The sequence below is a fragment of the Cystobacter fuscus DSM 2262 genome (assembly GCF_000335475.2).
GTDB classification, from domain to species: domain Bacteria; phylum Myxococcota; class Myxococcia; order Myxococcales; family Myxococcaceae; genus Cystobacter; species Cystobacter fuscus.
The window spans coordinates 257,361-270,903 of the sequence record NZ_ANAH02000011.1 but is presented as its reverse complement, the minus strand read 5'-3'; the positions used below and the strand labels follow the sequence as shown (position 1 = coordinate 270,903).

The 13,543-nt window shown below is 68.3% G+C and carries 7 protein-coding genes; all 7 read right to left on the bottom strand.

Annotation, left to right across the window (positions count from 1 at the left end; genetic code table 11):
* Positions 1-35: 35 nt before the first annotated feature.
* A complete protein-coding gene (locus D187_RS21415; RefSeq protein ID WP_002622661.1) occupies positions 36-1,442 on the bottom strand; it encodes an MFS transporter in 1,407 nt (468 codons plus the stop codon).
* A gap of 259 nt (positions 1,443-1,701) precedes the next feature.
* Entirely contained in the window at positions 1,702-3,318 is a 1,617-nt protein-coding gene (locus D187_RS21410) for a multicopper oxidase family protein (protein ID WP_002622660.1), read from the bottom strand.
* A 127-nt stretch (positions 3,319-3,445) separates the two neighbouring features.
* On the bottom strand, positions 3,446-4,843 hold the full coding sequence (locus D187_RS21405) for an FAD-binding oxidoreductase (RefSeq protein ID WP_002622659.1): 1,398 nt from the start codon (positions 4,841-4,843) through the stop codon (positions 3,446-3,448).
* Between the two features lie 114 nt (positions 4,844-4,957).
* Positions 4,958-5,722, bottom strand: coding sequence for an esterase family protein (locus tag D187_RS21400; protein WP_002622658.1), 765 nt, complete (start codon positions 5,720-5,722; stop codon positions 4,958-4,960).
* A 132-nt stretch (positions 5,723-5,854) separates the two neighbouring features.
* The gene (locus D187_RS21395) at positions 5,855-8,884 is read right to left on the bottom strand and encodes a CBM35 domain-containing protein (protein WP_002622657.1); all 3,030 of its coding nucleotides are present in this window, start codon (positions 8,882-8,884) and stop codon (positions 5,855-5,857) included.
* Between the two features lie 154 nt (positions 8,885-9,038).
* A complete protein-coding gene (locus D187_RS58805) occupies positions 9,039-12,245 on the bottom strand; it encodes an ATP-binding protein (protein WP_002622656.1) in 3,207 nt (1,068 codons plus the stop codon).
* Entirely contained in the window at positions 12,242-13,498 is a 1,257-nt protein-coding gene (locus D187_RS21385; RefSeq protein WP_002622655.1) for a metallophosphoesterase family protein, read from the bottom strand. Before D187_RS21385 ends, D187_RS58805 begins: the two co-directional genes overlap by 4 nt.
* Positions 13,499-13,543 lie beyond the last annotated feature (45 nt).

The following is a 13,543-nucleotide window of genomic DNA, read 5'->3' as shown; positions in this document are numbered from 1 at the left end:
GCCGCCCCACGCGCGTGGGGCGGCGTTCGGACAACTCAGGCGTGAACGGGCTCGCGGGAGCGCTTGCCCAGCGAGGGATCCTCCGCGAGCGCCTCGAGCGATTTGCCCTCGGCGGGTACGCCGAAGAAGGCGGCGACGAGCGCGGCCAGCAGCATGAGCGCACCGCCCACCAGATAGCCCCGGAAGACCTGCACGCGCTCGCCCGTCTGGATGAGCGCCCCGAAGATGGCCGGCGCCGCCAGGCCTCCCACCGCGGTGCCCACCGCGTAGAAGAGGGCGATGGCCATGCCGCGCAGTTCGACCGGGAACAGCTCGCTCACCGTGAGGTAGGCGGAGCTCGCCGCGGCGGAGGCCACGAAGAAGACGCAGCACCAGAGCGCCGTCTGGGTGGTGGCCGTGAGCCACCCGCGCATGAAGGCATAACCGGTGACGCACAGGAGGATGCCGGAGACGCCATAGGTGAGGGCAATCATCTGCCGCCGGCCCACGGTGTCGAAGAAGCGGCCGAGCACGATGGGCCCGAGCAGATTGCCCGCCGCGAAGGGCAGCAGGTACAGGCCCACCTTCTCACTCGGCACGCCGTAGAAGCGCCCGAGGATGAGCGCGTAGGTGAAGAAGATGGCGTTGTAGGCGAAGGCCTGGGCCACCATCAGCGACAGGCCGAGGAAGGAGCGGCGCAGGTGCCGCTGAAACAGCACGCGCGCGATGGTGCCGAAGCCCACCGTGCCATGCACCTGGAGGGGCCGCGGCTCGGGCGCGGGCGGCAGCGGCTTCTTCAGCGAGCGCTCCACCTCCGCCTCGATGCCGGCCACGACCGCCTCGGCCTCTTTTTCCCGCCCATGCAGCAGCAGCCAGCGCGGACTCTCCGGCACGTGCTTGCGGACGAACAGGATGCAGAAGCCGAGCAGGCCACCCAGGGCGAAGCACACGCGCCACCCCAGCTCGGGCGGCAACACGTTCGGGTTGAGCAGCACCAGCGTGGAGGCGGAGCCCAACCCCGCGCCCAGCCAGTAGGTGCTGTTGATGGTGAGGTCCACCCGGCCACGCAGGTGCGCCGGCATCAGCTCGTCGATGGCGGAGTTGATGGCCGAGTACTCCCCGCCAATACCCGCCCCCGTCAGGGCGCGGAAGAACACGAAGGGCCAGAAGCCCCAGGAGAACGCCGTGGCGAGCGTGGCCCCGGTGTAGACCGCGAGCGTGACGAGGAACAGCTTCTTGCGGCCAAGCGAATCCGTCAGCCGCCCGAAGACGAGCGCGCCCACGATGGCACCGAACAGATAGGCACTGGCGGCGAAACCAATCTGACTTTCGGAGAGATGCAGGGTGCGCGGATCTCCCAGCATGCCCGCGACGGAACCGACGAGCGTGACCTCGAGCCCATCCAGGATCCAGGTGATGCCCAGCGCCACCACCACCCGCAACAGCCAGGGTGACCAGGGCATCCGATCCATCCGTCCTGGAATGTTTGTTTTCAACCACGTGCCGCGCGCGTGTGCTGTCTCTGTTGTTTGGCCCATGTGCAAGGGTATGGCCCCGCCGGGCGGTACGAACACTGGTCCGCCCGACAGCTCGTTACCTCTCGCAGGTGCACGCATGACCACCAGGGAGGCGGGCACCGGATGCTCCCGGTGTGCAAGGCCTGGTGGCAATGCCTATTGAAAAGGGGGCCCGAGACGGGCCCCCCAATGCCACACGTGTGCGTCAGTGAACGTGGCCCCCGTGTCCTCCGCCGCCGTCCGGCATGTGCATGTCCATGCCCCCCGGCAACACGATCTCCATCGTCTCCATCATCCCGAAGTCCTCATGGTCCAGGATGTGGCAGTGGACCATGAACATCCCGACGTAGCGCTCGTAGCGGGTGCGCAACTTCATGGTCTGGCCGGACTCCACGAAGATCGTATCCTTCCAGACACGCTTCTCCTTCTCCCCACCAACCCCCTTGAGCTTGAGGGTGCACTGGAAGGGATTGAGGTGGATGTGGAAGGGATGACCCTCATCGGCGTAGCGGGTGTCGCCGGGATGCTGGGGGGACGAGACCTCCCATTCCTCCACCGCGCCCAGCAGGAGCTTGCGTGGAGGATCCATGTGATTGAAAGTCTTGCCGTTGATCAGCCCCACGGCAGGCTCCGAGTCGATCCGGAGCTCGAACACCGCCTTCTGCTGCCCGGTGATCTCCCCGTCCTGGACATCCTTGAAGGGAGCCAGGGGCGCCAGCTCCTTGTCCGTGGGCAACTTCATCATGACGCGAGGTCCCTTCACCACGATGCGGGCCAGCTTCCTGCTCTCGGCCTGGGCGTCCTGAGTCCCATCCACGAGCCAGTAGATGCCCTCCGGCAAGGCCTTGCCCTGGTTGTCGGTCGCGCGCACCAGCACGTCCGCACGGTACGCGGGATGCAGTTCAACCGCCTCCAACGGATCGATGCTGCCCGTCGTGATGCCATCCAGCGCGATCAGGTATTGGGGCAGGAACTCCTCGGCGCCCGTCTTGGGATCGCGCCTGACCAGCTTGAGCTGGAGATTGTTGCGGAAGCCCGCGTGGATGAACCGCCAGCGCTGGACCTCGCCCGGCCGCAGTTGGAGGGTCGGCTCGACCTCTCCATTGATGGTGAAGCGCCGCTTCATGTTCTCCCAGTTGCCGGGAAAGAAGACATTATGGCCATTCACCGTGTCACCGGGCTCCACCTGGCCAAGCTTCGTCTGGTCGTTGATGACATAGGGAATCTGCTGGATGACGAAGATCTTCTCCCGGGCCGCCTTGATGGCGGGAACCTCGTCGATGTCACCACGGATGATCAAGGCACCGGACAGGCCGTTGGAGACCTGGATCGCCACCGAGCCGTGCTTGTGGGGGTGGTACCAGTACGTTCCCGCGGGATGATCCCTTGGAATCTTGATCTCGTACTGGAGTTGCTGGCCGGGGACCAGCTCGAGCATCACGTTGTCCGCGTTTCCGGCGGGCGAGACGTGCAACCCATGCACGTGGAGGTTGGTGGTGTTGATGTCCTGTGACATGTCTTCGTGGCCCGCCCCCGGCGCATGCGTCATGGGGAGCTGGTTGTCCAGGAGGATGTTCAGCGTGTCTCCCGGGCGGGCCTCGATGGTGGGTCCCACCAGCTTCCCGTTGTAGGAGCGCAGCCTGACCGTGTCGATTCCCTGGGCCTGCCCATCCACCAGGACGCTGGGAATCTTGTTGATGGCGTACTTGACCTCCAACCGCACGTCCACCTCTCCCGAATGCTCGTGAGGGCGCGGATGCTCGTGAGGATGCTGATGCGGGTGTTCCGGGTGCATGCCATGTCCCGCATTGGTCTTCTCCATGTGTCCTCTCCCATGTGACCGAGCGCTCGAAGGCTCGGATGCCGAGTGCTCAGCGCACTCGATGATCCACGGGTTGGAGGGACCTGGAGCGGGATGTGACGGCTCCGCCCCAATCGAAAGCGAGACCTCAGTGCAGCGAGCCCCCGGAGCCAGGCGTCTGAGCCCCCAGCCCGAGCGCCGCCCGGCAGGTCTTCGTGTAGAGGTCGCGGAAGATGTTGTCCGGGTCCGTGAGCTGCTTCACGGCCTGGTAGGTCTCCTTGTTCCAGAGGCTCCAGAAGGTCTGCTCGTCGTAGTAGTTGTACGAGATGAGCGTCTTGGTGCCGTTGACCTCCAGCAGCTCGTCCTCGAACTCCTTGTAGATGTTGCGGCCTGGAGGCTGCTTGAGCCCGTAGACCGCGAGGTCGAGGAACAGTGGATCGTGCACGCCGGCCCACCAGCGGGGTGTGAGCCACTCGTAATCCCGCGTTCGCTTGTAGGGTACACACCACACCGGGTAGTGCTTGATCTCCCGGTGGTACCAGTCCATGAACTCGGCCGTGCGCGAGAAGGGAACGAACACGTCCACGATGACGTTCGGGCTCTTCGTCGGCAGGAAGCGGTGGAAGCGGTCCGCGGCCCTCAACACGCTGTCCGAGTGCACCAGCTTGCCGAACAGCGCCCGGCCCACGAGGCTTTTCGGCATGACGGAGGTGACGCCCCGGTCGTAGCGGAAGAGGTAGTCGTAGACGGTGAGGTAGTCCTCGGCGCGGCGTGGAATGCTCTCACAGTAGGCCTTGAGCCAGTCGTAACGGCTCACATACGGCGCTTGCTCCGAGAAGCGACCCACGCACAGCACGTGCTTCGTCGGGGAGAAGATCTGCCCGTCGAGATAGTCCGCGTCCTGGGCGGTGAAGTGGCGCCAGATGGCTTGCTGGAAGCCCTCGAGCGTCTCGTGGGTCTCATACGTCACGTGCACGTAGGGCGCGGCGCGCACGAGCCTGAAGCGCAGCTTCGACAAGACGCCGAGCGTCCCGAACGAGCCGTGGATCATCTGGAACACGAGCGGGTTCTCGTCGGGGGTGCAGCGCAGTACGTCCCCCTTGGCGGTGATGATCTCGTATTCGAGGCAGGTGTCGTGGAAGCCGCCCTGCCGGAAGGACATGGACTCGATGGAGCACCCCGCCACGGCCCCCCCGAGGGTGATGGTCTTGTGCTCGGGGACGATGATGGGCACGAGCCCATGGCGCAGCGTCGCGTGGACCACCTCGTCGAAGGTGACCGCGGGCTCGGCCGTGCAGGTCATCGACACGGGATCGATCTCGAGAACCTGATCGAGGTCGCTCAGGTCGATCTTCTCGTCCTGGCGCCGCTGGTCGTGGCGCTTGGGAACCTGGTGCGGCGGCGTCTTCTTCTTGAAAGAAGCGGGCCGAGTGCTCCGGCGCTGCCGCAACTGCCGCGCGATCCTCTCGACCTTCGCCGCATGACGCGCCTCGTGCCGGGCGGATTCCCGTGACCAGCGCACGCTGGGAGCCGATTCTGTCTGCACCGTATGCCTCCACCGCTCTATTCCCATGAGGGTGGTGGGCCTCCGGGCGCTCGGTGAGTCTCGACCCGCCGGAGCGGCGCTCGCCCGCCCGGCCGCCCAGTAGGGTGCTCGGCGTCAGTACCCGAGCCGCTCCGCCACGTAGTGGTCGAGCTGCCGGTGCCAGGTGGACCAGTCGTGAGGCATGTCGTGGCCCCAGATGTCCAGGTTGTGGGGGATGCCGCGCTGGTGCAACAGGTGGCTGAGGTGCTCGGAGAACTCGGGGTACTCCCACGCGCCACGGCTCGTCACCAGGTGGATGCGGCTGTGGTGCCGCAGCAGGTCCATGGCATGGCCCTCGGGCAGGTTCGGCACGTAGGAGACGGGGTTGTTGAAGTAGACGTCGTCACTCCAGTAGCCATGGAGGAACTCCGTCTGGAGATCGTAGAGGCCGCCCAGCCCGAGGAGCAGCTCGAACTGATCCGGGCGCCGGAAGAAGGCGTTGGCGGCATGGAAGGCCCCGAAGCTGGCGCCCGCCGCGCCGATGCGCGCGTGGTCGTTGCCCAGACGGCCGCGGATGTACGGGACGACCTCGTGCTCCACGTACTCGGAGAAGCGCGCCTGGTTGTAGGCCTTCTCGTGCATGGGCATGCCAGGGTTCATCCACGCCCAGGGGTTGATGCTGTTGATGGCGAAGATCTGGAACCGGCCGGCGAACAGGTGGTGCGCGACGGCCTGGATGAGGCCCATGCGCTCGGCCTCGAGGAAGTCGCCTCCGGCGGTGGGGAAGAGCAGCATCGCCGGGCCCCAGTGGCCGTAGCGGACGACGGGCATGTCCATGCCCAGCCGGTGGCTGTACCAGCCGAAGAGTTCCCGGCGCAGGTTCGGATCGACGTATGACATGAAGGCGGCTTCCTCTGATGAAGGGGGGCTCGCCCCCTCTTAGCAGCCTCATGGGTGCCGTCCACTCCCGAGGGAAGGCCGCGAGCCTCCGCGCCCATCGGCCTTCCCCGGGAAGCCGTCAGCAAGCCGTCATCACCAGCCGGTGTTCCCCGAGACCTTGTTGAAGGTGTACCGGTTGTCGTGGTTCAGGAGACCCCCCGAGGCCGCGCCCGTCACGGTGACGTTGGTGCAGGTGGCCGTCCCAGGCACGTTGAAGGTCTCCAACCCATAGGTGCCCGCGCCCTTGATGGCGACGTTCTTCAGGGTCACGGGGGAGATGGCGTAGTTGTTCACGGGGGGATTCGTGCTCGCGCCCTTTCCCCAGCTGATCTTCAGGCCCGAGAAGGTGCTGTCGTTGATCTCCACGTCCTCGACGAGGATGTGCCCCGAGATTTCCCTTCTCACCCCGTGGATCCACACGGCCCCGGCGTTCATGCTGAAGTTCACCGTCTGCTCGCCACCGGTCCGGTTGAAGGTCACGCGCTTGACCTCCGTGGTGCCCAGGAAGGGCAGGTCCGCGAACCAGTCGGTGATGAGCACGCCCGAGGAGGCGTAGTGCGTGTCCGCGCCCACGCTGTCCAGGAGCTTGTTGTCCCGGCCATTGTAGATGGCGAAGGTGTTGGCGAGATTGGGCAGCTGCGCGGTGTCGTAGCGGAACGTGCAGTTCTCGTTGATGGCGCCGTCGGACCACATGGCGAAGGCGTCATCACCCGTGTTGCGGGCGTGGACGTGGCTGACCATGGTGTTCTTGACGCCCGCGTGGAGGTTGATGCCATCGGCGAAGCTGTTCCGTACCCGGCCATTGACGATGTACAGACCATCCGTGCCGGGTCGGATCCAGTAGCCGGCCTTCGCGTGCTCGATCCAGACGTTCTGGATGAGCGAGCCCGTGCCGAAGTTCTCCTCGAACGCCGCCCGGTCGGCGCCATCGTTGCGCTCGACGACGTTGCCGACATACGACAGGTCGACCACCTTGACGTTGCCGCCCGTGCCGATGAAGTGCTCGCCGACATTGGTGGCCTGGAGGCGCGTGTACCAGGGGCCCGCGCCGCGCAGGTGGATGTTGTCCAGTGCCACCCGGCCGTTGATGTTGAAGGCGCCCGAGGGAATCCAGACCCCCGCCTTGCCGGTGGACTTCGCGTTGGAGATGGCGTTGAGGATCGCCTGGGTGTCGTCTCCGGTGTCGTCCGCGATGGCTCCGAATGACGTGATGCTCACGAAGTTCGCGGGCATGGTCTGGGGAGCCTCCACCTGCTCGAGGTCGATCAGGTCGATGGTGTAATAGGCCGCGGTGTCTCCGCTGTCCTTCTGCAGCTTGACGGTGGCCCCCGCCGGAATGGACGACGGCAGCAGGAACCGGCTCTCGTCATAGAAGCGATGCGGACCTGGATCCCACTCGCCCGGCTTGGACGGCGTGCTCGGACTGTTGCCGTAGGGATACCCACCGTAGACCCAGGCATGCCGGGAGGTCAGGTTCAGGGTCTGGAGCTTCGTTCCGTTGACGTACAGGCTCAGCGTCGCGTTGATGCCCCCTCCGGCCGCCGCGTCCGGCATGCCGTAGCGGACGACGAGCGAGTTGGCCGCCTGAGGTGCGCTCCACTGCACGTAGTGGCCCGTCTGCGTGAGCTTGACGGCGCGGCGGCCCGAGGACTCGGCCTCCACGGTGCCAGGAGTGCGGTTGGGGTTGAGCACCGTGGCGTTGGTCGTGCCCGCCTCGGCCTCCAGTTCCTGGTAGGGCAGCGTGGCGCCCCGGGCGGCCAGGGCCTTGCCGTTCACGACGGTGAGGGCGTCGATGCTGACCCCTCCGGTGTTCCCCGTGTCGTACTGATAGGTGATGGTATTGAGCCCCCGACGCAGGTTCAGGGTCTCCGTCTTTCCCGACCAGGTGGTGCCGGTATTCGCCAGGGTCGTGGTCAAGGCGAACAGACCATTGACATAGACATTCAGGGTCTTGTTCGTCCCCGAGCCGTTGAGATAACGCAAACCCACGCTCGAGGCCGCCGCCGCGTCCATGTTGACCGTGAAGATGACCCTCGCGCCGGGGGCGGAGAAGTTCCGCAGCCAGGTGGACTCCCGTGCGACGCCTCCGGAGAAGAACTGCTCCTCCGCCTCATAGACGAAGCCCGAGCCCGCGGGCGGGGTGGGCGGTTCAGGAGGCGGGACGATGGGATCGCCCACGGTGATGCTGTCCAGGTTGACGTTGCCGGAGTCGGTCGTGTCGAACTTGTAGCGCAAGGTGTGGGTGCCCGCGCCCAGGCTGAGCGTCTCCGCCTTCGTGCCCCAGCTGTCCCAGTTGGCCGTCGCGTCCAGGGAGAGCTGCTTCACCTTGGTGCCATCGACATAGAGGCTCAGGGTCTGCGCGACGCCCGTCCCATTGGCGTAGCGCAACGCCACCTCGTAGTTGGCCGTGGTGGACACCTTGACGGTGAACTGAGCGGCGGCATTGCCCTTGTTCGCGTCCGTGAAGCCTCCCACGAAACCCGTGCCCGAATAGCCGGGGTGGTCGGTCGCGATGACCGCACCGCCCGACAGCGCCGCGGATTCTGCCTCATACAGGGGGCCCGAACCCGCGGGCGGAGGAGTGGCTTGTGCACTGAGGTCGAGGCTGTCCAGGTTGACGTTGCCGGAGTCGGTCGTGTCGAACTTGTAGCGCAGGGTGTGGGTGCCCGCGCCCAGGCTGAGCGTGTCGGTCCTCGTGCCCCAGCTGTCCCAGTTGGCCGTCGCGCCCAGGGAGATCTGCTTCACCTTCACGCCATCGACGTAGAGGCTCAACGTCTGCGCACTGCCCGTTCCATTGGCATAGCGCAGCGTCGCGTCATAGCTGCCCGTGGTGGACGCACTGACTGTGAATTGGGCGGCGGCATTGCCCTTGTTCCCATCCGTGAAGCCCCCCACGAAGCCGGTGCCCGAATAGCCGGGGTGGTCGGTCGCGATGACCGCACCGCCCGACAACACCGCCGACTCCGCTTCATAGGTGGACCCGGCGGCCTGCTGCTCCGAGGCCAGTCCTTCCTCGACGGACAGCGCCGCTGGGGCTCCGCATCCCACGCCAGCGCTCAAGCACGACGCCACGAGAATCCGGCCGCCCCATTCCCGCCACATGTTCTTCTTCGCTGTACCCATTGAAACTCCTCTCCATCGTCGATGGTTGAGAACGGGAGAGTATTTTCAGGGTTAATCAACAAAGAAAGAAAAACATATTTTCCCGGAAAAATGAAAAGCAGCGTGCGAGAAAAGACCATTCGCTGACGCGTCGGCCAATCAGCGCCCGGGGCGGTCAGCGGTTCACCACGCGGCGCGCCAGCGGAGCCACTCCACCCGGGGAGTCCCACCGGGCAGGGGTGGCCTCGCCGCTCGCGGGGAGCTCCACCACCCGCGCGCCCTGGTCCTCGAAGAGCTCGCGCAGCCAGGGGTGGCAGGTAAAGGCGATGACCTGGTGGTGCGTGGACAACCGCGCGAGGAGCTCCAGCGTGCCCCGCGCGCGCCGGGGATCGAAGTTGACCAGGATGTCGTCCACCATGAGCGGCAGCGCGCCACGCGTCTCGCCGAAGTCCTGGATGACCGCCAGCCGGAACGCCAGGTAGAGCTGCTCGCGCGTGCCCCGCGACAGCTCCTCGGGGCTCCAGTCCCGCCGCGCTCCGGTGACCCGCAGCTCCCGCGAGCCCCCCGCCGGAACGAACACGCGCCGGTAGCGGCCCTCCGTCAGCGCCGTGAAGTGCTCCGAGGCGAGCTGGATGACGCGCGGTTGCTGCTCCTGCTCGAAGCGCCGCCGCGCTCGCACCAACAGGGCCAGCGCCAGCCGGTCCTTCGCATAGCGCGTGGCCAGCTCCGCGGCCCGTGCCCGCAGGCGCTCCTCCTGGGTGCGCAGTCGCGCCAGCTCCTCGTCCCCCTCCCAGCGCTCGAGCTGGCTCCGGGCGGCGCCATAGTCCGTGTGCAACTGCTCGAGGCGCCTGGCGTGGGCCGGCTCCTGGATGCGCAACTGCCCCACCCGCTCGCGCAGCCGCTCCTCGCCCCCCTGCGCTTCGATGGCCGCGCGCGCCACCTCCGCCGTCAGGCCCGTGGCGGCCTCGACCCGCGAGCGCAGCTCGCGCCGCTGCCCCGTGAGTTCCTCGAAGCGCTCCGCCCGCCGCGCCCGCTGACGGAAGGACTCCTCCGAGTCCGCGCCGCCCTGGGCCAGCAGCGCCTCCACGGCCCGCGCCTCGGCCTCCCACAGACGCAAGAGCCGGGCACGCTCCCCGGACAGGTCCTCCGCGCGCGCGCGCAGCTCCCGCAGCCGCGCCTCCCGCGCCTTCTGCTCCTCCAGGGCCGAGGCCACCCGTGAGGCCAGCGCCTCGACCGTGCCGCCCTCCGCGAGCCCCACCACCCGGGCCTCCTCGTACAACCGGGCCACCACCACCTCGCAGCCCGACTCGTCCGCGGCCAGGGCCCGCTCCTCCACGTTCAGCTCCACCAACCGCCGCCGCTGCTCGGCCGCGTCACGCCACAGCTCCAGCGCCCGCTGCGCGGAGAGGTTCGAGGGAAACCCCCGCGCATCGAGCACGAGCGACAGCTCTCCCCGGAGCGTGCGCACCTGCATCTCGGCCCGCCGTCCCGCCAGCTCCGCCGCCTGCACCTCACGCCCCGCCGCATCCGCCTCCGCCTGACGCCCCTCGCGCTCGCGTCCGAGGTACTCCACCCGCTCGGCCTGCCGCAGCGCATCCGCCAGCGTCGCCTCCACCAAGGCGAGCCCGGCCACCGGATCATCCGCGGCCACTCCCGCCTCGCTCGCGGCCAGCGCCAGCTCCCGCTCCACCGCCACGCGCCGCCCCATGAGGGAGTCCAGCGCCGACTGCACCCGCGCCAGCTCCTGCGCGTGCTGACGCTGGCGCGCGGCGTGGGCCTCGGCCATGCGGTGGTGAGTCCTCACGGCCCCCTGGTGCCCGAGCACCAGCGGCACGGCGAGCAACAGCGCGCCCAGGGTGGCCAGGGCCCCCGCCGCCGCGCCCGAGGAGACGCCCACCCCGAGGACGAGCATCACCGCCAGCCCCGCGCCGAGCCACGTCCCCAGGGGCGAGGGAGCCGGTCCGGGCTCGGGCTCGGACACGGCGCGCAGCGACTGCAGCCGCTGCTGCAACTCGGTGCGCTGCGCCGCCACCTGCTCGCGCTCCATCCGCAGCAGCTTCATCCGCCCCAGCGCCACCTGCCGCTGGCGGATCTCCGCCGCGGAGACGTCCGGAAGCCGCGCCCGCTCCGCCTGGAGCCGCGCCAGCGCGGACACGATGCGCTCACGCTCTCCCCGGGCCCGGACGAGCGCCACTTCCGCCTCGCGCCGCTCGCCCTCCGCCTTGGACAACCGCTCGGCGAGGGACTCCAGGGTGCCGCGCGCCGCCGCGCCCAGCTCCAGGGCCAACAGCCCGCTCAGGTCCACCTCCAGGCCCAGCCCTTCCACCGCTCGCTCCACGTCCTGGCGCCGGGCATCGAGCGCCGAGCGCCGTCCGGGGAGCGCCCGCAGCAGCTCGGCCCTCGCGGTGAAGGCCCCCCACGCCGAGCGCAGGGCCTCTTCCCGCTCGCGCGCCAACATGGCGGAGGACAACGGGCCGCGCTCCTCTTCCACCGACCCGAGCAACTCCTCGATCCGGGAGTGCTCCGCCCGCAACTCCTTGCCACGTTGCAGCAACGCCTCCAGCCGGGGCACCCCCTCGCTCGGGAAGGAGGACAGGTCGGGCAGCCACGCCCATTCCTCGTCGAGCCGCGCCAGGGTGCTCAGGTCGCCCAGCGCCTCCTCCAACCGGGACAGCCGCCGCAGCTCGCGCGTGCAGGTCTCCAGCAGCCGCTGCGTCTCCTCGCGCTCCCGGCCCAGCGACAGCAGCCGCTCTCGCTCCTGGAAGTAGCGCGCCGGCCGATCCTTCAGCTCGCCGAGCCGTTGACGGACCTCCTCCAGTTGCTGGAGCACCTGGTTGAGCTCGGGGTTCTTGCCCGTCTTCTTGAAGAGATCTCCGGCCCGCTTCTCCAGGTGCTTCTCCACCTCGGGCAGCCGGCGCGCGCCCCGGAGCCCCGCGGCGAACAGCGCCCGGGAGACCCCATCCTCCTGGGACAGGCGCTCGAAGCTGGACAGCTCATCCAGGCCGAAGGCGAAGACCTCGCAGAACAGCTCCCGGGAGACGTGCGCCAGGGCCTCGTCGAGCCGCGAGGCGCTCAGCTCGTGCCCCCGCGCATCCAACACCTTCACCGTCTTCTTGATGCGCTTCACCACCAAGGGGCCCGTGGCCGCGCTCACGCACAACTCACCCGCCCGCGCCCCCACCTCGGGCTCGTACCGGGGCTCCGCGCGGCCCTTCTTGTCGAAGCCGAACAACATGCCCTGGAGGAACGCGAGCAGCGTGCTCTTGCCCGCCTCGTTGGGCCCGTACAGCAGATTGAGACCCGGCCGCAGTTCCAGCTCGTAGTCCGAGAAGTGACCAAAGCCCTGGACACGCAACAGCTCGACCCGCAGTCCCCCCGTCATCCCGCCTCCTCCTCGTGAAGCTCCTCCACCACCCGCGCCCCCGCCTCCTCCACCCACTCCGGCCGGAGAGGCTCCAGCGCATCCACGCCCAGGCGCCGCAGGCGTTGGGAGAGCGCGCGCAGCTCTTCCTCCTCCGACCACAGCGCGGCCAGGGCCTCGGAGTCGGCCGTCAGCGCCTCGGCCTCGGCGAGCAGGGTGCCGGAGAAGCCTCCCGCGAGCCGCACCGCCTCCAGGTCCAGCGCGGGCCGGCTCGCGTCGCGCAGGGACTCGAGCAACACGGGCGGGTGACGCCGGGCGAGCTGCTCGCGCACTTCCGCCTCCAACTGACCGAGCGCGTCGGGCCGGGCCAGCTCGCGATGAAGCGGCCCCCGGTCCGTGAGCGTGAGCCGCACCGCGTGGCCCTCCAGCTCCGCCGAGCAGTCCGTGTCCACCCGTTCCAGCAGGGCGGTCACGAGCGCGTCGAGCGAGGCGAGCCCCGTGAGGGGAACCTCCAGCCGGTGCCAGCGCACGGTGTCCACCGGGACGAACCGGCGGCGCATGCGTCCGTCCTCGACCTCCACCAGGACACAGCCGCGCTCGCCCGTCTCGTTCACGTGCCGGCCCTGCGGATTGCCCGGGTAGACGGCCACCGCGCCACCGGGGAGCGGGTACTCGGCGCGGGTGTGCACATGGCCCAGCGCCCAATAATCGAGCCCCCGCGCGGCCAGGTCCTCCAGCGTGCAGGGCGCGTAGTTGGCATGGCCCTCCACGCCGCCCAGGTTCGCGTGCAGCAGGCCCACCGTGAAGTCCGGTGCCGTGCGGCCAAAGCGCGCCGAGAGGTTCTCGCGCACCTCCGCGTCCGGATAGGAGATGCCCTGCACCCGGCACACGAGCCGCCCCTCGCGGCGGACCTCGACCTCCTCCCATCCGGCGCCGAACACCTTCACCGATTCCGGCAGGCCGAGGGCGCCCGTGTCTCCACTCAGGGGATCATGGTTGCCATGGACGATGAAGGTCTGGATGCCCGCCACGTGCAGCCGCTCCAGCTCGCGTCGGAGCGCCAGCCGGGCGCGCACCGAGCGATCCTTCATGTCGAACAGGTCCCCGGCGAGTAACAGGAAGGTCACGCGCTCGCGCAGGCACAGGTCCACGATGCGGGAGAAGGCCCGGAAGGTGGCCTGCTGGAACGCGCCCAGGAGGCCCGAGTCGACGGGCACGCCCCGAAAGGGAGTATCCAGATGCAGATCGGCGGCGTGGACGAACTTGAAGTGCATCGCGAGGGCGCACAGTAGCCGCGCTTGGGAGGGCATTCACCTTCC